Genomic DNA, 17,682 nt, shown 5'->3' with positions numbered 1-17,682 from the left:
GTGGGAATCAGCGCTTGCGCAGGATCACGCTACCGATCGAGTAACCCGCGCCGAATGAGCTGAGCACACCGAGGCTGCCGCTCGGCAGATCGTCCTGATGCTTGTGGAAGGCGATCACCGAGCCAGCCGAACTGGTGTTGGCATAGGTATCGAGGATCACCGGAGCCTCGTCCTCGGAGGCATCGCGGCCGAGCAGCTTGCGCACGATCAGGTGATTCATGTTCAGGTTGGCCTGGTGCAGCCAGAAGCGCTTCACCGATTCCACAGCGATGCCGTTCTCGCCCAGGTGCTCGCCGATCAGCTCCGCCACCATCGGGCAGACTTCCTTGAACACCTTGCGCCCTTCCTGGATGAACAGCTTGTCCGGGTCGTTCATGTGCTCTTCAGCGGCGCGATTGAGAAAGCCGAAGTTGTTGCGGATGTTGTTGGAAAACTCAGTCACCAGCTTGGTGCTGAGCACTTCCCACTGATGCTCGGAGGTTGCCAGATCTTCGCGCTCGATGATTACCGCTGTGCAGGCGTCGCCGAAAATGAAATGGCTGTCACGATCGCGGAAGTTCATATGCCCGGTGCAGATTTCCGGGTTGACCATCAGAATCGCGCGCGCCTGACCCAGCTTGATGCTGTTGACCGCGTTCTGGATGCCGAAGGTAGCCGACGAGCAGGCGACGTTCATGTCGAAGCCGAAGCCTTTGATGCCCAATGCGGCCTGCACCTCGATGGCAATGGCGGGATAGGCGCGCTGCAAGTTGGAGCAGGCGACGATCACGCCGTCGATGTCGGCTGCCGTCTTGCCGGCACGGGCCAACGCTTCTTCTGCCGCCTTGACCGACATTTCGCAGAGAATCGACCACTCGTTGTTGCTGCGCTCGGGAATCCGCGGAACCATGCGCTCGGGGTCGAGAATCCCGGCTTTGTCGGTGACGTAACGGCTCCTGATGCCGGAGGCCTTTTCGATGAATGCCGAACTCGACTCGGGCAGCGGCTGGATCTCGCCGGCCTCGATGGCGGCGGCGTTCTCGCTGTTGAAGCGGTGAACGTAGGTGTTGAAGGACTCCACCAGTTCATCGTTGGAAATACTGTTGGCAGGGGTGTAAAGGCCGGTACCGCTGATGACGACGTTATACACAGTCGTTCCTCTCGAATTAGGCTTGATCGTTCTGACGTTGGGACGGTGCAGCGACGAGCCTCGGCCAGCCACGATCATTCCAGCGCCTCTTATGGCGGCTATTGTGCATGAAAAGCTGAAAGAATCCGTAACATTGCGCTGATTCCGGACGCGGAATTAATCCATTCGACCTATTGATCCGTGACTGACCGGTCCAGATATGAAGAGGGCGCCGAATGGCGCCCTCTTCCGTTCAAACACGTCACTCGTCAGTTCTACTTGATGCCCTGGCCGAGCACGACGCCCTCAACCTCCTGACCATATAGGTTGACGCCATCGTTGGCGTGGTAGCGAACCCGCGTCTTTTCCACTGAACCCTCGACCAGCCGGGGGTCCTGCGGTCGCTCATGGCTGTTCATATAGGCCGCGACATGCCAAGCATCGTCGTCACTGAGGGAGCCGCCCTTGCCCAGCGGCATGCTCTCCTTGATGAATGCCGCCGCGGTATTGATCCGATGCATGCCTGCACCCCAGTTGAACGAGTCCTTGCCCCATAGCGGAGGAAAGACATACCGGTCGCCCGCCTTTTGCCCCTGGCCGTTGTCGCCGTGGCATATCGAGCATTGCTCGGCATAGACCTGCTTGCCCTTGGCGATATCGAAACCGCCCTTGGGCTGCGGTATTTCAGGATAGGCCCGCCCCGGCAACTCCTGGCCCGTCGGAGCACCGGTGGAGAGCCAATAGGAATAGGCCGTGAGCGCATTCATTACATGACTGTCCGCGGCCGGCGGCTTGCCATTCATGCTGAACTGGAAGCACCCCTGTACCCGCTCGGCGTAGCTGTTGACCTTGTCGTTCTTCTTCCGATAAGCGGGGTACATCGGGTAGGCGCCCCACAGCGGTGCGGAATTGGCCTTGCGCCCCTGTTCGATGTGGCAATTGGTGCAATTCATACCATTGCCGACGTACTCGGCTGCGTATTTCTGCGTGTCAACGAAAATCGCCCGGCCTTGCTGAACGAGCTCGCCGAAAGCATTGGCTGGCAGTTCACTCTCCTTCGGGGGCTGGAAATATTGCTCGCCAGCGGCCTTGGTGCTCTGCTGGGTCAGTTGCGACTGATCGTCCATCTTGATATCGGCGGCATGCAGAGAGCCACCAACGGCCATGGCCAGCAGGCCGAGCATCAGCTGCGTGTTCATTGGCTGGCCCCCTTGTGCGCCAGGCTGGCGAAGTATTCGGATACCGCCTGGACCTCAGCGTCGCTCATCGAGCGGGCGATATGACCCATCAGATCGTTCGGATCGTTCTTACGCGTGCCCTGACGCCAGGCATTGAGCTGGCCACTGAGGTACTGCACGGACTGCCCGGCCAAAGGCGGGAAGCTCTCACCCACGCCCAGGCCGCCTGGGCCGTGACAGGCCACGCACTCAGGAATGTTGCGCCCCCACGCACCACGCAACGCCAGCGTGGCGCCAACGCCCTCGGCTTTCTCCGCACGACCGACAGCGGCGTACGACGGTGCAGGCATTGCCTCCAGCGTCGCCGCGATTGCCTGGATTTCGTCATCGCTCAGTGATGCAGCAATCGGCTGCATGATCGGATTGGCTCTGGCCCCAGAGCGGAAGTCGGCGAGTTGCTTGCGGGTATAACCGGCGTTGATCCCGGCCAGGCGCGGAAAACCTGCCGCAGCCATCCCCATCGCATCCGCACCATGGCATGTGCCACACGCCATCGCCGCAGGGTTGGCGCCCCCTTGCGCATAGATCTTTTGCCCATCGGCAGCCTGTGCCTGCATCGTCACCAACAACGCAGTCACACCGGCCAGGGGCCAGCGAGTAAATTTCATGAAAGGCCTCATCAGCTGTTGTAGTTATGCTGTCGCCCACCGGCATCGTTTGCTTCGACGCTCTGATACTTGTGCGGCAGCTTGTCGCATGCAGAACGCTAACACAGCGCGGCCGCTATCCTCCAGAAACAGAATAAGCTTAGAACTGCTTTGCATATGCCTAACGCAGCGGTCTGCTCAGGGCGCCCGGCAGGCGCGCACGATGCGATCAGCTTGGTTATCCTTGCGCGCTCACTACCGCAGGATCGCCCATGAAAGCTCAACTTGCCGAACTGATCACGCTCATCAGCTCGGGCTGCATGACCGATGAGGAAATCGCCCGCGTGGCTGACGAAGCCTCCCAGGCCTACGCTGACCCGCAGGCTTTTCTCGACGCCAATCCGGACATCATTTACGACGAAAGCTTCCCGATCCCGCTGGGCGAATGGGTCGTGGTGGGCAGTCTGCCGGAGACGGTGCTGTTCCAGGCGGACGATTACCAGACGCTGTTCAACGAAATCGTCGCGTCCTTCGGCGACAGCGTGACCTTTGTCCTGAAGCCCAAGCAGCTTGCCAAGACCGAGCCACTAACGGCGCTGAATCGCATCCAGGTGCAGCTGAGCAGCCTTTATCCCGAGAAAGGCGGCTACGTGCTGGTGGACTTCAGCGAGCCGCTGGACGACGAACTGCAAGCAGTATTGGTCTATACCTGCGATGTGCCGCGCCTGATGGAGCTTGCGGTGGAAGTGGGTATCTACGCAGCACCTTCGCTGGAAGCCCTGCGCCATAAACTCGAGCAGTAGCGGCCGCGACCTGCGTTGCGCCGAGTGCTAGCCGCGCGACGAGCCGTGGCGACGGCGTAACGGTTCCAGCAGCGCCGACAGCCCGTTGTGATCGATCTCGTGCATCAATGCGAGCAACTGACCGAGACTGCCGGGCGGGAAGCCGACGCGGGCAAACCAGTTGAGGTAATGGCCAGGCAGGTCGGCGATCAGCCGGCCTTTGTACTTGCCGTACGGCATCGTCTGCGTGACCAGGCGTTCGAGGTCTTCGGGTTTCATGCTTCGGCCGATCGAGTCGCGGGGCGGCTGATACTGCCATATCCGACAAGGTCACGCGTAGACCAGAACTGGAAACCCGCACCAAGCCACGACCGGCAAAAGTGCCGCAAATCGCGGCTCCCGCTACGGCCCGCATATAGAACCACTATCCGCGACATAGAAAGGGTTGGCTGGCACCGCTTGTTCGTCGCTCGGAAAATGGCGCACGAGTCGGCAAACCAAGCCGCCAGGCTACGCACGGAGAATCATGATGTCGCACCCGACAGAGCCACTACCCGAACTGGATGACGCCACCCTCGCCTTCGCCGAGCAGGTATTCGATTGCGCGCGCAATGGCGATGGCGCACGCCTTGGCGAGCTTCTGGACCAGGGCATGCCCGCCAACCTGTGCAACCACGCGGGCGACAGCCTGCTCATGCTGGCCAGTTACCACGGCCATATCGTCGCCAGCCGGATACTGCTCGAGCACGGTGCCGATCCGCAGCTACGCAACCGCCGTGGGCATTCGCCACTTGCTGGAGCAGCCTTCAAGGGTGACCTGGCGATGATCAAGCTGCTGCTCGAACACGGCGCTGACGTGGAAGGCCGCTGCGAGGACGGCAAGACCGCGCTGATGATGGCAGCCATGTTCAACCGTACGGCGATTATCGAATACCTCGCCAGTCAGGGCGCCGACCCACTGGCCAGCGACGCCAGCGGTGCGACGGCGCTGGCTGCTGCACGCATGATGGGCGCGGCTGACGCCGAGACGCTGCTGCAGCGGATCAGCGCCTGACCTGATTGAACGAGGCATGCTGATCGCCACCTAATGCACTGAAGTCATTCGAGACGACACTGCGAAAGGAGGTGATTACATGGCACTGCCCTCGACCGTGAATAGAGTCCCCGCGCACACCGACGAACGCGTCAATCAGCAGATACGCATGCGCACCCAGCGCTCGGTGGATTACCACCGGCAGAACCCGCAGCTGATCGAGCGGCGCTTGGCGGAGCTGGATAAGGAATGGGACATCGAGCGCACCTTGGAAGCGAATGCGGCGACGCTGATCGTTGCCGGATCAGCGCTTGGCCTGACCGCAAGCCGCAGGTTCTTGGCCATTCCGCTGGTCGTTGGCGGATTTCTGCTACAGCACGCGCTGCAGGGCTGGTGCCCCCCGCTGCCAGTGTTCCGCCGACTGGGGATACGCACAGCTGCGGAAATCCAGGCCGAACGCTCGGCGCTCGAGGAAATTCGCGACCAGGCCTAGTCGGCGGTTGGCCTCGGCTATTCTGCCGCTGAACAGACGTCAGTCGGCAACAACAGCCGCAGCATCCTCGTGCTTCATAGGTTGGGCCAGCGATATCCGGTTGCGACCGAGGCGCTTGGCGTCGTATAGCGCCAAGTCCGCCGCCTGCACCCAGGCGAGCACGTCGTGCATGCTCGGCTCGCACTCCGCAATGCCGATGCTCAGGCTGGCGCTCAGCTTTGGCGCTAGCGGAAAGTCCAGCCCGGCAATTTCCGAGCGCAGCCGCTCGAGCACTTCCCATGCGTCCTGCCCACGCGCGCCGGGCAGCACCACGCAGAATTCATCTCCACCGTAACGTCCCGGCATGTCAGCGGCGCGCAAGTTGCGCCGGATGCATTGGCCGACTTGGCGCAGCAGCTCATCACCGACTACATGCCCATGACGGTCGTTGACCAGCTTGAAGTTGTCCAGATCGATCAACGCGAGACTGGCAACACCGCCGGTTGTCTTGCAATGAGAGAACTCCAGCTGCAACAACTCGTTCCAGTAGCCGCGGTTGAACAGCCCGGTCAGGCTGTCAGCACGGCTCAGACTGCGCAGTGCCCGCTTGTTCTCACCCAGCTGATAAGCCAGGCGATAGAGCACCATACCGATGGTGAGCGGGTGCACGATGAGCATCGGCAGGCAGGCATACATCTGCAGCTGGCTGGTCTGTGGCGAAAACTCGAAGCCCAGCACCAGCACTGAAAGGGCCGCCCCGGCGGCCTGGGCCACCAGGCCAAGCAGAACGAAGCGCGCACCGCCGGTCGCGGTGTTGTTCATGGCCATCATCGAAATCAGCACCGCCGAAGGCAGTACGTTGAACCCCATCGTGGCGACCCAGAAACCACCCATCAGCGAGTCGAACAAGACGAATCGACGCTCGCTAAGCGTCGCCGAACGTGCACGGCGGGACAGGCCTAGCGCCAGCAATGGCCAGACGAAACAGAAGCCGACCAGCAGCCCCCATACCCACGCGGATGTTTTCCCGTCCAGTAATACGGCGGCCACGCAGATGAAACCGACCGCCAGTCCAATGGCCCGGGGGAAAAAGGCGCGCACCGCGAAGGAAGGGCCTGGCCTCGCAACCACGGATGAATTCAAGAAAGATCTCGTTTTGGCGACCCGCGAAGCACTCAATATAGCTCGATGCCATCACAGTATGCGAAGAAAAGACTTGCCTCTCGCCGACTGAACCAATCAGGCGGGCTGCGCCCGATATGCGCACCAGCTTTTTTCAGCCACGCCCGATCGCAGCGAATAGCGCGTTGGTGTGCTCGGCCAGGAGCGCGGGCGCCAGCTCTACTTCCAGCCCACGACGCCCGGCGCTCACATAGATGCTCGGCTGCGCCTGTGCGGAACTGTCGATAAAGGTACGCAGACGCTTCTTCTGCCCCAGCGGACTGATACCTCCGACCAGATAGCCGGTAGCCCGCTGGGCAGCCATAGGGTCTGCCATCTCGACCTTCTTCACGCCGGCCGCCTGAGCCAGCGCCTTGAGATCCAGGGTGCCGGCGACAGGCACCACGGCGACCAGCAGCTCGTTCTTCTCGCTGCAAGCGAGCAGCGTCTTGAATACCCGCGCCGGCTCCAGCCCGAGCTTTTCCGCTGCTTCCAGACCGTAGGAAGCGGATTTCGGATCGTGCTCGTAGCTGTGTACGGCATGTTCGGCGCGGGCTTTTTTCAACAGGTCGATGGCAGGTGTCATGGCTTTGTAGTGCTATTGGTTAATGAATGGCGGTAACGTAACGCAACAAAGAATCGGTAGTTATAAGCGCCCATGAATCATCCTCTTCTTGCACCGCTCGCGGAAGTCTACGACCTGGCCGTGGTGGGCGGCGGTATCAATGGCGCAGGGATCGCCGCGGATGCCGCCGGGCGCGGCCTGTCGGTGTTTCTCTGCGAACAGGGCGACCTGGCAGAACACACCTCTTCCGCCAGCAGCAAGCTGGTGCACGGTGGGCTGCGCTACCTCGAACATTACGAGTTGCGCCTGGTTCGCGAAGCGCTGGCCGAGCGCGAAGTGTTGCTGGCCAAGGCGCCGCACATCATCACCCCACTGCGCTTCGTGCTGCCCTACCGTCCGCATCTGCGGCCGTCGTGGATGATCCGCACCGGGCTGTTTCTTTACGATCACCTCGGCAAACGCGAAAAGCTCGGTGGTTCGCGCAGCCTGCGTTTCGGTGCCGACAGCCCGCTGAAAGACGAAATCACCCACGGCTTCGAATATTCCGATTGCTGGGTCGACGACGCGCGGCTGGTGGTACTCAATGCCATGGCCGCACGCGAGCTGGGCGCACATATCCACACCCGCACTCGCTGCGTCAGCGCGCGCAGCAGCAAGGCGCTCTGGCACCTGCATCTGGAGCGCCAGGATGGCAGCCGCTTTTCGATCCGCGCCCGCGCCTTGGTCAACGCGACCGGCCCTTGGGTGGCCTCGTTCATCCAGGAGCAACTGCGGCAGACCTCGCCTCACGGCATGCGCCTGATCCAGGGCAGCCATATCATCGTGCCGAAACTCTACGAGGGTGATCACGCCTGCATCCTGCAGAACGAGGATCGGCGCATCGTATTCGTCACGCCGTACCTTGGGCAGTTCAGCCTGATCGGCACCACCGACCACGAGTACCACGGCGACCCGACCCAGGTGCGGATTACCGATGACGAGATCGATTACCTGCTAGCCATCGTCAACACGCACTTCAAGCATCAGCTGAGCCGCACCGACATCCGCTACAGCTATGCAGGCGTCAGGCCGCTGTGCGATGACGAGTCAGACCAGCCCTCGGCTATCACCCGCGACTACACGCTGACGCTCAGCGACAGCCCCGGCGAGGGGCCGTTGCTCTCGGTATTCGGCGGCAAGCTGACCACCTATCGCAAGCTCGCCGAAGCGGCACTGGCGCAGCTAACGACGCTGTTTCCCGAAATGAAAAGACCCTGGACCCACGACGCGGCGCTGCCTGGCGGTGAGCACCTGGAGGAGCCATCAGCGCTGGCCCATGCCCTCTGCGCCAGCTACCCGTGGCTGCCCGGTCCGATTGCCCGACGCTGGGCACGCACCTACGGCAGCCGCAGCTGGCTGCTGCTCAAGGGCACCGATTCACTGCACGACCTTGGCGAGTGTTTTGGCGCCGGCCTGCACGCGCGCGAGGTGGACTACCTGATGGTCGAGGAATGGGCGCAGACGGCAGAAGACATCCTCTGGCGCCGCACCAAGCTCGGCCTGTTCATGCAACCCGCGGAGGTCGCGCTTCTCCAGCTGTACCTGGACAGCCGAACCGCCGAGCGACTGCCCCACTTCGACCACGTCGCCCAGGGCTGACGCACCACGGCGCAGCGCCCGCACTGGAGCGCTGCGCCCGCGTCGACCTCAGGCGACCTTGGCGTTGCGCGACGCACGCAGCTGACGGGCCGCGGCCACCATGTTCACCAGCGCCGCCTCGGTCTCCGGCCAGCCGCGGGTCTTCAGCCCGCAATCAGGGTTCACCCAGAGCCGCTCGGCAGGGATGCACTCGGCGGCCTTCTCCAGCAGCTGCACCATTTCGGCGGTATCCGGCACGCGTGGCGAGTGGATATCGTAGACCCCCGGGCCGATATCGTTGGGATAGTCGAAGGCGCGGAAGGCTTCGAGCAGCTCCATCTGCGAACGCGAGGTCTCGATGGTGATGACATCGGCATCCATCGCCGCGATGGACTCGATGACGTCGTTGAACTCGCTGTAGCACATGTGCGTGTGGATCTGCGTCTCGTCACGCACGCCACTGGCGCACAGACGGAACGCCTCGACCGCCCAGTCCAGATAGTGTTGCCACTGCGCGCGGCGCAGCGGCAAGCCCTCGCGAAACGCTGCCTCGTCGATCTGGATGATGCGGATGCCGGCGGCTTCCAGATCGCAGACCTCGTCGCGGATCGCCAGCGCCAGCTGCCGTGCCTGCACCTCACGCGACACGTCCTCGCGAGCGAACGACCACATCAGCATGGTCACCGGGCCGGTGAGCATGCCCTTCATCACGCGGTCGGTCTGCTGCTGGGCGTAGCGAATCCAGTCGACGGTCATCGGCTGCGGGCGGCTGAGGTCGCCGTAGATCACCGCCGGTTTCACGCAACGCGATCCATAGCTCTGCACCCAGCCGAAACGGGTGAAGGCATAGCCATCGAGCTGCTCGGCGAAGTATTCGACCATGTCGTTGCGCTCCGCTTCGCCATGCACCAGCACATCCAGGCCGATCTGCTCCTGCACCGCCACCGCATGGCGGATCTCGGCCTGCATCGCCTCGGTGTAATCGCCAAGCGACAGCCTGCCCTGCTTATAGGCCTGCCGCGCCAGGCGGATCGCCGGCGTCTGCGGGAACGAGCCGATAGTCGTGGTCGGGAACGCCGGTAAATCGAGCCGCGCGCGCTGCTGTTCGATTCGCGCGGCGAACACCGACGTGCGCTGGCTGTCCTGTGGCTGGATCGCGTCCAGGCGTGCCTGAACCTGCGGCTTGTGGATGCGTGGCGAGTGCTGACGTGCCGCCTGCACGGTACGGCTGCGTGCCAGTTCGACCACCACATCGTCATTCGCCGGATCGTCGATGGCGCGGGCCAGCGTCGCCACTTCAGCGCATTTCTGTACGGCAAAGGCCAGCCAGCCTTTCAGCTCATGATCGAGTCGGTCTTCCCGCCCAAGGTCCACCGGGCTGTGCAGCAGCGAGCAGGATGGCGCCAGCCAGAGACGATCACCCAGCCGCTCTGCGGCATGTCGTGCCACTTCCAGGGCCTTGTCCAGATCGCAGCGCCAGACGTTGCGTCCATTGACGAGCCCCAGTGACAGCACCTTGTAGGTCGGCAACCAGTCGAGAATCAGCGGGTATTGTTCCGGCGCACGCACCAGATCGATATGCAGGCCGTCCACCGGCAGCGCGGCGGCCAGGCTGAGGTTGTCCTCCAACCCGCCAAAGTAGGTGGCGACCAGCTTCTTCAGCGGGGCCCGCTGCAGCAGGTTGTAGGCGCGTTCGAAGGCATTCTTCCAGTCCTGCGGCAGGTCGAGGGCAAGAATCGGCTCGTCGATCTGCACCCACTCGACGCCCAGCGCCGCCAGCCGGTCGAGCACCTCGCCATAGACCGGCAGGAGTCGCTCGAGCAGTTCCAACTTGTCGAAGCCCTCGGCGTCTTCGCCCTTGAGCTTGCCCAGCCAGAGATAGGTCAGCGGTCCGACCAGCACCGGCTTGATCGCGTGGCCCAGCGCCTGCGCCTCCTCGACTTCCTCGAACAGTTGCGTCCAGGACAGCTGGAACTGCTGATCGACGCTGAACTCCGGCACCAGGTAGTGATAGTTGGTATCGAACCACTTGGTCATCTCTTGGGCCTGGCCGCCACCGCAACAGCTGTTGGTCACGCCACGGGCCATGGCGAACAGTGTGTCCAGCGTCGGCTGGCCATCGGTCGGGCGGAAGCGCTGCGGCACCACGCCGAACATCAGCGAGTGGCTGAGCACGTGGTCGTACCAAGCGAAGTCGCCGACTGGCAGCAACTGGATGCCAGCGTCGGCCTGGGCTTGCCAATGCTGCGCACGGAGCTGGCGGCCGACCTGGCGCAGGCCCTGCTCATCCAATTCACCCTTCCAGTATGCCTCGAGGGCTTTCTTTAGTTCGCGGTCCGCACCGATGCGTGGAAAACCGAGGTTATGCGCTTCAGCCATGTCTCACTCCAAATGTCGTTCTGCATGAATGCGCTGATTGTCCGCGCCACGGCCACGTGAAACAAACTCACGTAATTACATTTGAAGTATAGAAATATTCATGCAGGAGCATTTTGGGGTGACTGGGCTCTAAAGGAAATCTTCTCTTCAAGGCGCCTCCATGAATCCTGAACAGCCACCGCAGAATCTCGAAAGCCTGCTGCAGCGCCTGGATCAGGCCGGTGAGGCGGACCAGCCGGTGACCATCGAGTGCATGCTGCAAGCGACCGATGAGCGCAGCTTTGGCGCCCTGCTGCTGGTGCCTGGCCTGCTGGTGCTATCTCCGCTGTCGGGGATTCCTGGACTGCCCAGCGTGTTCGCGGTGATGGTTTCGCTGATCGCGGTGCAGCTGCTGATCGGGCGCAAACATTTCTGGCTGCCCAAATGGCTGCTGCGGCGTAGCGCCTCGCGCAGCAAGTACGACAAGGCCATGGCCTTCCTGCATCGCATTTCCGGCTTCGTCGACCGCCTGCTCAAGCGGCGGCTGACCTTCCTTACCAACGGCCTGGCGAATCGCTTGAATGCCGTGCTGTGTCTGGCAATCGCAGCCACCATGCCGCCCCTGGAGCTGATCCCGTTCGGCAACTCCACTGCCGGTGCGGCATTGAGCGTGCTCGGGCTGGGCATGATGGCCCGCGACGGCGCGATGATCGTTGCTGCGCTGCTGTTCTTCTTTGGCCTGGCCTATATGGTTTCGCGGCTCTGGTTCTAAAAGGTGCCTGGCCCCAACGCATAGCGGCGACTCGACAGCATCGGGATGCTAAGACACACTTGCGGCGGATGAGCGTTGCTCATTTGCATATCCATTCCGGGGCGCCGCGCCTGTCATTCAGCTGCGCAACGTCCCGCTTCGCAAGGTAGTTCGGCATGCTGGAAATTCGTCACCTGAAGACGCTTCATGCACTTCGGGAAACCGACAGTCTCGTCGAAGCCGCCGAACGCCTGCACCTGACGCAATCGGCGCTGTCGCATCAATTCAAGGAACTGGAAGAACGCCTCGGCCTGCAGCTTTTCGTGCGCAAGACCCGCCCAGTGCGTTTCACCAGCGCCGGTCTGCGTCTGCTGCAACTGGCGGATCTGATGCTGCCGCAGCTACGCAGCGCGGAGCGTGACCTCGCCCGCCTGGCCGGCGGCACAGCCGGGCGGCTGCACATGGCGATCGAATGCCACAGCTGCTTCCAGTGGCTGATGCCGACCATTGACCAGTTCCGCGATGCCTGGCCCGAGGTCGAGCTGGATCTGGCCTCGGGCTTCTCCTTCGCCCCGCTGCCGGCCCTGGCGCGTGGTGATCTCGATCTGGTGGTCACCTCCGACCCACTGGAGCTGCCCGGCATCACCTATGTGCCGCTATTCACCTACGAAGCGCTGCTGGCGGTGGCGAACCAGCACGCACTGGCGGCACGGCCGTACATCCGCCCGGAAGATCTGGCCAGCGAAACGCTGATCACCTACCCCATCGAACGCGACCGCCTGGATATCTTCACCCGCTTTCTCGAACCGGCCGACATCGAGCCGGCGCAGGTGCGCACCTCGGAACTCACGGTGATGATGATGCAGCTGGTGGCATCCGGGCGCGGTGTCTGCTCGCTGCCGAACTGGGCACTGCACGAGTACAGCTCGCGCGGCTACGTCACCGCCAAACGGCTGGGCGACAAGGGGCTGTTCGCCACGCTGTACGCCGGCATCCGCGCCGACATGCTCGATTCACCTTTCATGCGCGACTTCCTGCTGACCGCCAAGGACACCTCCTTCGCCACGCTCGAAGGCGTCAGTGCCGCGCCGAAGGTGCGTTGACAGCGCGGTCAGCGACGCCGCGCCAGGCACATACCCAGACCGATCAATCCGGCTGCGACGCCGCCGATCAACAGCCAGCGCTTGTCATCATCCGCCGACGAGCGCCAGCCTCCATCAATGCGCCGCTGGCCCAGCGGTGGATGAAAGAGATTGCCTGACGAAGGCGCTACCCGCTGTGCACGCCCCAGGGCAAAACCGGTCAGCAGGCCATTGAGGCGATCGAAGCCTGGCGTGAGGAAATGCGCCAGCCGCAGCAATGTCGCGGTTGCACCGACCGAGGTGGTATGCCGCGGATGCAGCGCCAGGCTGACCATCGCGTTGGCCACGTCACGGGGATCGAGCAACGGTGGCGGTGGCTGCAGAGAGCGCCCGGCATAGTTGCCGCCGTCACGAAAACCGGGGGTGTCGACGATACCTGGGTATACGTCGCAGATATGAATGCCCGGCCAAGCCCCCAGTTCGCCGCGCAGCGCCTGGGAAAGGCCGCGCAGGCCGAACTTGCTGGCCGAATAGGCCGCCGCGAACGGTTGCGCCACCCAGCTGCCGACCGACAGCGTATTGATCAACACACCGCTCTGCTGCTGCTTGAAATACGGCAGCACCACATGGGCGCCGCGCAGGTAGCCGAGCAGATCGGTCTGCACCACCTGTTCGTGGGCATCCAATGGCGTCTCGTCGAACGCGCCGACCGCGCCGATGCCGGCATTGTTGATCCACACATCAATGCGCCCCTGGCCGAACTCCGCCGCAGCGCTAGCCAGTGCTTCGACCTCGTCGCTGTGGGTGACATCGGTGGGCACCACCAGGACTTCGCCACCGAGCGCGCGGCATTCATCGGCGGTTTCCGTCAGCGCTTCGACGTCGCGCGCGGCAAGCACCAGCCGCGCGCCCTGGCGGGCGAAAGCCTGGGCAGCGGCGCGACCGATGCCGCTGGACGCACCGGTCAGCACCACCAGGGCGCCGTAGAGTTTTCCGTAGGCCATCGTCGTTCCTCCGCAGTCTGCTGTCGTAGTTAAGCTGACAGCGACGTCGCGCCGAACATTCCCCCCGATGGTCGGCGTGATACCCCGCGCGCTGGGGCCTACTCAAGCCTGGGCGACGCTTCCCGCCGCTTCGTCCGCCCAGGGGTCGTAGGTGCCGAAGCTCCACAGATGCCCTTCGATATCGCGGCAGGTGAAGCCGCGACCGCCGTAATCCTCGTCTTTGAGTTCGACGACGATCTGCGCCCCGGCCGCCTTGGCCTGGGCGTACAGCGCATCGGCGCTGTTGACGATCACGTAGATGCCCTGGGTGGATTTGCCGCCAATCTCGTCGGGCTGGCGAAGCTGCTGGCCGTACTCGGAATCCACTACTGGTCCGACCATCAGCATGCCGTTGCCGAAAGCCAGTTGTGCATGGGTGATGCCGACCTGTTCGTCGCGGTACTGGCGCCGGCACTCGAAACCGAAGGCGTGGCCCAACCAGTCGATGGCGGCGGCCACATCGCGATAGCGCAGGCAGGGAATCAGGCTGGCCGAAGTGTTCTTGCTCTGCAGTGACATACGCAGCTCCCATCATGGGCTGCCGACACGCAGCCCTTCTTTATGAGAGCCGCACGAGGACGATCAATTCCCCTTCAGATGCGCTCACTCAAGCCCAGGCGAATCCCAAGTGCGATGAGCACCGAGCCCAGCGCCCGGTCGAGCCACTGGCTGATGGCCGGATTGTTGCGCAGCGTCTGCGTGGCACGGGCCGCCAGCAAAACCAACGCGCTTTCGACAATGATCGCCACCACAACCACCAGCACGCCGAGCACCAGCAACTGCAGCGGCACCGCACCATGCTCGGGACGAACGAACTGCGGCAGGAATGCCATAAAGAAGATTGCGGCCTTGGGGTTCAACAAGTCGACCAGCACCCCCTGACGATAGGCCTTCCAGGCAGACGCTCGCGGCGCGGCCTTGAGTGCCAGCATCGTTCCGCTGCCGGCCGAACGCAGCGCCTGATAGCCGAGGTAGAGCAGATAGGCGGCACCGACATACTTGACCACGGTGAAGGCGAGCGCCGAAGCGGCAAGGATTGCCGATATACCCAACGCAGCGAAGGCGACATGAACCAGCGCGCCGCTGCACACCCCGCAGGCGGAGATGATGCCGATCCGACGACCGCCACTCAGGGTTCGCGAAAACACGTAGAGCAGATCCGGCCCAGGCGACAGATTCAGTGCCAGCGCAGCCGAAAAGAACACCAGCCAAAAGATGGGATCGTCCATCACTCCTCCCCGTCCGAGCCCCGCAAGCGAAAGCTTTCCTATGCAAAAACGGGACTCTAGACGCAATGCCGCTGCCTCGCCAGCTGAATCGTCGCAGGGCTTTTCGTCGGAATGCCGTCACCCAATTCAACTTTTGACTTTTTTTTGTCGCAAAGCTGAACTACTTTCTATTGCCAGACGGGACCGCTCACTGCGCGTCACGCAATCAAGGACTGCCCATCAACATTCTGCAAAGGACATGCGAATGAAAGACGATGTCGTGCCGGCTTTCCAGCCCGGTCAACTCCGCATAGCACTTCTCTCTGCCAGCAAGCTGCTCGACAGCTCGCTGCGTCAGAACTTGTACGACTGCCCCAACTGCACACTGATCCATATGGTCACGCCGGGACCCGAGCAGATCGACGCCGCGCTGGTGCTGCTCGATGTCGCCAGCTACGACCGAAACGATTGCGTGCACCTGCTCCGGGAGCTCGGCGATACACCCGTCGCCCTGATCAATGCTCAGCCAGATCAGGCACGCAGATTGGTCGAAACCCATCCTTGGATTCGCGGGGTCTTCTATCGCGCAACGCCCCGCGCCATGTTGGTCCGCGGCATTCAGACCATGCTCGCAGGCGGCGACTGGTTACCGAGAGAGCTGATGGAGGCCCTGCTGGGTCGCTACCGCCAGCTCAGCAATGCGCACCAGATGATCGACGAGCTGACCCTGCGCGAAAAGCAGATTCTCGCCCTCGCAGGCCAAGGCCTGTCCAACGCCGCTATCGGTGAAAAGCTGCACCTGAGCATCCACACCATCAAGAGCCATGTGCACAACGCCCTACGCAAACTCGGCGCCAGCAATCGCGCGCAGGGCGCCTCGCTGGTGCTGGCGCATGTTGGCGAGGCGGTATCGTGAAACGCACCGCCGCGCTGCTTCTGCTGCTGTTGGGCCTAACCGCCCACGCCGGCGAAGCCGAGCTGCAGGGGTTCATCACCGACAACACGATTTCCCGCTCCGGTCACGAGTTCTACGTGCGCTTCTGCGAGCGCTTGAACGATATCAGCGGCCTGGACTTCAACCTTGCCGTCAAGGAGAGGCCCTCTGCTCGCTGGGGCGTTCTGGTCTGGGTAGAGCACGAGAACCAGACGCTGTATCGCCGTTTTCTGCAGCCCAACGTGGCAGATATGAAGGAGCCGGCCTACGAGGCCGCGGATTTCGTGGTGCAGGAGATCAACCGGCGCAAGATCGAAGCGCTGTTTGAAGACAACATTGACATGGCCAAGGACGAACTATGAAACAGCACACCCGCAAGGCGCTCGGCACGCTGCTCGGCAGCCTGCTGCTCAGCGCTGGCGCCAGCGCCACCGAGCTGGTCTACACCCCGATCAACCCATCCTTCGGCGGCAGCCCGCTCAACGGTGCCTGGCTGCTGGGTAACGCCCAGGCGCAGAACAACAAGAAGGACCCCGACGCCCTGGATCGCTCGTCGCTGCTGGGCAACCAGTCTGCGCTGGACCGCTTTACCAGCCAACTGGAGTCCCGTCTGCTGGGCGACCTGCTCAGCGGCGTGTCCAATGGCAAGACAGGCACCGTAACCACCGACGATTTCATCGTGCGCGTCTACAACGGCGACGCCGGCATGCTGATCGTCGAAATCACCGACCGACTCACCGGAGAAATGTCCGAAATCATCGTCGGCAACTGACCCCCAAGGAGAAACAAAGGCCATGAGAAGCCTATTCGTAGCCATAGGGATGATGGCTGTACTACAGGGTTGCGCTGTACGCGAGCCCATGTCTGCCGATCAACACCCGCCAACCCTGACCCCGCGCACATCGACCTATCAGGACCTGCTGGCGCTGCCCCGCCCGAAAGGCCCCTTGGTGGCCGCCGTGTACGGTTTTCGCGACCAGACCGGCCAGTACAAGCCAACGCCGGCCAGTTCGTTCTCAACTGCAGTGACGCAAGGCGCCGCCAGCATGCTGGTCGACGCCATGCAGGCCAGCGGCTGGTTCGTGGTGCTCGAACGCGAAGGTCTGCAGAACGTGCTGACCGAACGCAAGATCATCCGCGCCTCGCAGGCCAAGCCGGACGTGGCACCGAACATCCAGTCCGAACTGCCGTCGCTGCTGGCGGCCAACATCATCATGGAAGGCGCCATAGTCGCCTATGAGACCAACGTGCGCAGCGGCGGCCAGGGTGCGCGCTACCTCGGTATCGGGCTGTCGCAGGAATACCGCGTCGATCAGGTCACGGTGAACCTGCGCGCTATCGATGTGCGCAGCGGCAGGGTGCTGTCGAACGTGATGACCACCAAGACGATCTTCTCCATCGGCCGTAGCGCCAACGTCTACAAGTTCATCGAGTTCAAGGAACTGCTCGAAGCGGAGGCGGGCTACACCACCAACGAGCCAGCGCAGCTCTGCGTGCTTTCCGCGATCGAGGCCGCCGTCGCGCATCTGATCGCCCAAGGGGTCGATCGACGCCTCTGGCATACCGCCGAAGGTAGCGGCAGCGAGCATCCGGAACTGAGCAAGTATCTGAGCAAACTGGACTAAGCGAACCGGCGGCCCTGCGCCGACCGAAACCAACCTCACCTTCGGCAGCCGCAACGGCTGCCGAGGGCGCTTGAGTTTCAGATTCATGAAAATCTCGACGAATCCTCCATGTTAGAAG

At 62.7% G+C, this 17,682-nt stretch carries 20 protein-coding genes; 10 read left to right on the top strand and 10 right to left on the bottom strand.

Annotated features, from left to right (window positions below; all coding sequences use genetic code 11):
- Nucleotides 1–7: 7 nt before the first annotated feature.
- From UIB01_RS06655 to UIB01_RS06645, 3 genes are all read right to left on the bottom strand, one after another.
- Nucleotides 8–1,129 carry a beta-ketoacyl-ACP synthase III gene (locus UIB01_RS06655; RefSeq protein WP_038658014.1) on the bottom strand — a complete coding sequence of 374 codons (1,122 nt, stop codon included), beginning with the start codon at nt 1,127–1,129 and terminating at the stop codon, nt 8–10.
- A 254-nt stretch (nt 1,130–1,383) separates the two neighbouring features.
- Nucleotides 1,384–2,307 carry a c-type cytochrome gene (locus UIB01_RS06650; RefSeq protein WP_038658012.1) on the bottom strand — a complete coding sequence of 308 codons (924 nt, stop codon included), beginning with the start codon at nt 2,305–2,307 and terminating at the stop codon, nt 1,384–1,386.
- Nucleotides 2,304–2,954, bottom strand: a complete 651-nt coding sequence (locus UIB01_RS06645; protein ID WP_038658010.1) for a c-type cytochrome — start codon at nt 2,952–2,954, stop codon at nt 2,304–2,306. Before UIB01_RS06645 ends, UIB01_RS06650 begins: the two co-directional genes overlap by 4 nt.
- 251 nt (nt 2,955–3,205) lie before the next feature.
- Here UIB01_RS06645 and UIB01_RS06640 point away from each other — a divergent pair, with 251 nt between their 5' ends.
- Nucleotides 3,206–3,736, top strand: coding sequence for a hypothetical protein (locus UIB01_RS06640; protein ID WP_038658007.1), 531 nt, complete (start codon nt 3,206–3,208; stop codon nt 3,734–3,736).
- 27 nt (nt 3,737–3,763) lie between these two features.
- Here UIB01_RS06640 and UIB01_RS06635 read toward each other — a convergent pair whose 3' ends face one another.
- A complete protein-coding gene (locus UIB01_RS06635; protein ID WP_038658005.1) occupies nt 3,764–3,994 on the bottom strand; it encodes a DUF3820 family protein in 231 nt (76 codons plus the stop codon).
- Nucleotides 3,995–4,244: 250 nt separating this feature from the next.
- On the opposite strand from UIB01_RS06635, the gene UIB01_RS06630 reads away from it, so the two are divergent.
- Together UIB01_RS06630 and UIB01_RS06625 are read left to right on the top strand one after the other, a co-directional pair.
- Nucleotides 4,245–4,769 carry an ankyrin repeat domain-containing protein gene (locus tag UIB01_RS06630; protein WP_038658002.1) on the top strand — a complete coding sequence of 175 codons (525 nt, stop codon included), beginning with the start codon at nt 4,245–4,247 and terminating at the stop codon, nt 4,767–4,769.
- Nucleotides 4,770–4,848: 79 nt separating this feature from the next.
- Entirely contained in the window at nt 4,849–5,241 is a 393-nt protein-coding gene (locus UIB01_RS06625) for a YgaP family membrane protein (RefSeq protein WP_038658001.1), read from the top strand.
- A 39-nt stretch (nt 5,242–5,280) separates the two neighbouring features.
- On the opposite strand, the gene UIB01_RS06620 is transcribed toward UIB01_RS06625, so the two are convergent.
- Nucleotides 5,281–6,363: a diguanylate cyclase gene (locus UIB01_RS06620; RefSeq protein WP_051605046.1), complete on the bottom strand. Its 1,083-nt coding sequence runs from the start codon at nt 6,361–6,363 to the stop codon at nt 5,281–5,283.
- A gap of 133 nt (nt 6,364–6,496) precedes the next feature.
- Complete coding sequence (gene ybaK / locus UIB01_RS06615; protein WP_038657999.1) at nt 6,497–6,967, bottom strand: Cys-tRNA(Pro) deacylase; 471 nt, start codon at nt 6,965–6,967, stop codon at nt 6,497–6,499.
- A 72-nt stretch (nt 6,968–7,039) separates the two neighbouring features.
- Here ybaK and glpD point away from each other — a divergent pair, with 72 nt between their 5' ends.
- A complete protein-coding gene (glpD, locus tag UIB01_RS06610) occupies nt 7,040–8,584 on the top strand; it encodes a glycerol-3-phosphate dehydrogenase (protein WP_038657998.1) in 1,545 nt (514 codons plus the stop codon).
- A gap of 48 nt (nt 8,585–8,632) precedes the next feature.
- Here glpD and metE read toward each other — a convergent pair whose 3' ends face one another.
- Nucleotides 8,633–10,942: a 5-methyltetrahydropteroyltriglutamate--homocysteine S-methyltransferase gene (gene metE / locus UIB01_RS06605; RefSeq protein ID WP_038657996.1), complete on the bottom strand. Its 2,310-nt coding sequence runs from the start codon at nt 10,940–10,942 to the stop codon at nt 8,633–8,635.
- A gap of 160 nt (nt 10,943–11,102) precedes the next feature.
- On the opposite strand from metE, the gene UIB01_RS06600 reads away from it, so the two are divergent.
- Both UIB01_RS06600 and metR read left to right on the top strand, forming a co-directional pair.
- Nucleotides 11,103–11,693, top strand: coding sequence for an exopolysaccharide biosynthesis protein (locus tag UIB01_RS06600; RefSeq protein ID WP_038657994.1), 591 nt, complete (start codon nt 11,103–11,105; stop codon nt 11,691–11,693).
- Nucleotides 11,694–11,848: 155 nt separating this feature from the next.
- Complete coding sequence (gene metR, locus UIB01_RS06595; protein ID WP_014821082.1) at nt 11,849–12,775, top strand: transcriptional regulator MetR; 927 nt, start codon at nt 11,849–11,851, stop codon at nt 12,773–12,775.
- Nucleotides 12,776–12,783: 8 nt separating this feature from the next.
- Here metR and UIB01_RS06590 read toward each other — a convergent pair whose 3' ends face one another.
- The 3 genes from UIB01_RS06590 to UIB01_RS06580 all read right to left on the bottom strand — a co-directional run bounded on the left by UIB01_RS06590 (nt 12,784) and on the right by UIB01_RS06580 (nt 15,026).
- Nucleotides 12,784–13,758 (bottom strand): SDR family oxidoreductase, encoded by a 975-nt coding sequence (locus UIB01_RS06590; protein ID WP_038657992.1) that lies wholly within the window; start codon nt 13,756–13,758, stop codon nt 12,784–12,786.
- 102 nt (nt 13,759–13,860) lie between these two features.
- Nucleotides 13,861–14,316 carry a VOC family protein gene (locus UIB01_RS06585; protein ID WP_038657991.1) on the bottom strand — a complete coding sequence of 152 codons (456 nt, stop codon included), beginning with the start codon at nt 14,314–14,316 and terminating at the stop codon, nt 13,861–13,863.
- A gap of 74 nt (nt 14,317–14,390) precedes the next feature.
- Nucleotides 14,391–15,026 (bottom strand): LysE family translocator, encoded by a 636-nt coding sequence (locus UIB01_RS06580; RefSeq protein WP_038657990.1) that lies wholly within the window; start codon nt 15,024–15,026, stop codon nt 14,391–14,393.
- 244 nt (nt 15,027–15,270) lie between these two features.
- Here UIB01_RS06580 and UIB01_RS06575 point away from each other — a divergent pair, with 244 nt between their 5' ends.
- The 4 genes from UIB01_RS06575 to UIB01_RS06560 are packed head-to-tail and all read left to right on the top strand — an operon-like array spanning nt 15,271 to nt 17,564.
- Entirely contained in the window at nt 15,271–15,921 is a 651-nt protein-coding gene (locus tag UIB01_RS06575; RefSeq protein WP_038657988.1) for a helix-turn-helix transcriptional regulator, read from the top strand.
- A complete protein-coding gene (gene csgE / locus UIB01_RS06570; RefSeq protein WP_038657986.1) occupies nt 15,918–16,301 on the top strand; it encodes a curli production assembly/transport protein CsgE in 384 nt (127 codons plus the stop codon). The genes UIB01_RS06575 and csgE overlap by 4 nt, the downstream gene beginning before the upstream one ends.
- A complete protein-coding gene (locus UIB01_RS06565; RefSeq protein ID WP_038657984.1) occupies nt 16,298–16,711 on the top strand; it encodes a curli assembly protein CsgF in 414 nt (137 codons plus the stop codon). The genes csgE and UIB01_RS06565 overlap by 4 nt, the downstream gene beginning before the upstream one ends.
- Nucleotides 16,712–16,733: 22 nt before the next feature.
- Entirely contained in the window at nt 16,734–17,564 is an 831-nt protein-coding gene (locus tag UIB01_RS06560; protein ID WP_038657982.1) for a CsgG/HfaB family protein, read from the top strand.
- Nucleotides 17,565–17,682 lie beyond the last annotated feature (118 nt).

The sequence above is a fragment of the Stutzerimonas decontaminans genome (genome assembly GCF_000661915.1).
GTDB lineage: Bacteria > Pseudomonadota > Gammaproteobacteria > Pseudomonadales > Pseudomonadaceae > Stutzerimonas > Stutzerimonas decontaminans.
The sequence above is the reverse complement of the archived record's forward strand: the minus strand, read 5'-3'. Positions and strand labels throughout refer to the sequence as shown.

What these genes read in the sequence shown, in the direction of transcription:
- UIB01_RS06635 (WP_038658005.1), bottom strand. Translation starts at nt 3,994, where the DNA reads ATGAAACCCGAAGACCTCGAACGCCTGGTCACGCAGACGATGCCGTAC.
- UIB01_RS06650 (WP_038658012.1), bottom strand. Translation starts at nt 2,307, where the DNA reads ATGAACACGCAGCTGATGCTCGGCCTGCTGGCCATGGCCGTTGGTGGC.
- UIB01_RS06600 (WP_038657994.1), top strand. Translation starts at nt 11,103, where the DNA reads ATGAATCCTGAACAGCCACCGCAGAATCTCGAAAGCCTGCTGCAGCGC.
- metE (WP_038657996.1), bottom strand. Translation starts at nt 10,942, where the DNA reads ATGGCTGAAGCGCATAACCTCGGTTTTCCACGCATCGGTGCGGACCGC.
- UIB01_RS06575 (WP_038657988.1), top strand. Translation starts at nt 15,271, where the DNA reads ATGAAAGACGATGTCGTGCCGGCTTTCCAGCCCGGTCAACTCCGCATA.
- ybaK (WP_038657999.1), bottom strand. Translation starts at nt 6,967, where the DNA reads ATGACACCTGCCATCGACCTGTTGAAAAAAGCCCGCGCCGAACATGCC.
- UIB01_RS06580 (WP_038657990.1), bottom strand. Translation starts at nt 15,026, where the DNA reads ATGGACGATCCCATCTTTTGGCTGGTGTTCTTTTCGGCTGCGCTGGCA.
- UIB01_RS06625 (WP_038658001.1), top strand. Translation starts at nt 4,849, where the DNA reads ATGGCACTGCCCTCGACCGTGAATAGAGTCCCCGCGCACACCGACGAA.
- glpD (WP_038657998.1), top strand. Translation starts at nt 7,040, where the DNA reads ATGAATCATCCTCTTCTTGCACCGCTCGCGGAAGTCTACGACCTGGCC.
- UIB01_RS06590 (WP_038657992.1), bottom strand. Translation starts at nt 13,758, where the DNA reads ATGGCCTACGGAAAACTCTACGGCGCCCTGGTGGTGCTGACCGGTGCG.
- UIB01_RS06560 (WP_038657982.1), top strand. Translation starts at nt 16,734, where the DNA reads ATGAGAAGCCTATTCGTAGCCATAGGGATGATGGCTGTACTACAGGGT.
- UIB01_RS06630 (WP_038658002.1), top strand. Translation starts at nt 4,245, where the DNA reads ATGTCGCACCCGACAGAGCCACTACCCGAACTGGATGACGCCACCCTC.
- UIB01_RS06640 (WP_038658007.1), top strand. Translation starts at nt 3,206, where the DNA reads ATGAAAGCTCAACTTGCCGAACTGATCACGCTCATCAGCTCGGGCTGC.
- metR (WP_014821082.1), top strand. Translation starts at nt 11,849, where the DNA reads ATGCTGGAAATTCGTCACCTGAAGACGCTTCATGCACTTCGGGAAACC.
- UIB01_RS06585 (WP_038657991.1), bottom strand. Translation starts at nt 14,316, where the DNA reads ATGTCACTGCAGAGCAAGAACACTTCGGCCAGCCTGATTCCCTGCCTG.
- UIB01_RS06645 (WP_038658010.1), bottom strand. Translation starts at nt 2,954, where the DNA reads ATGAAATTTACTCGCTGGCCCCTGGCCGGTGTGACTGCGTTGTTGGTG.
- UIB01_RS06565 (WP_038657984.1), top strand. Translation starts at nt 16,298, where the DNA reads ATGAAACAGCACACCCGCAAGGCGCTCGGCACGCTGCTCGGCAGCCTG.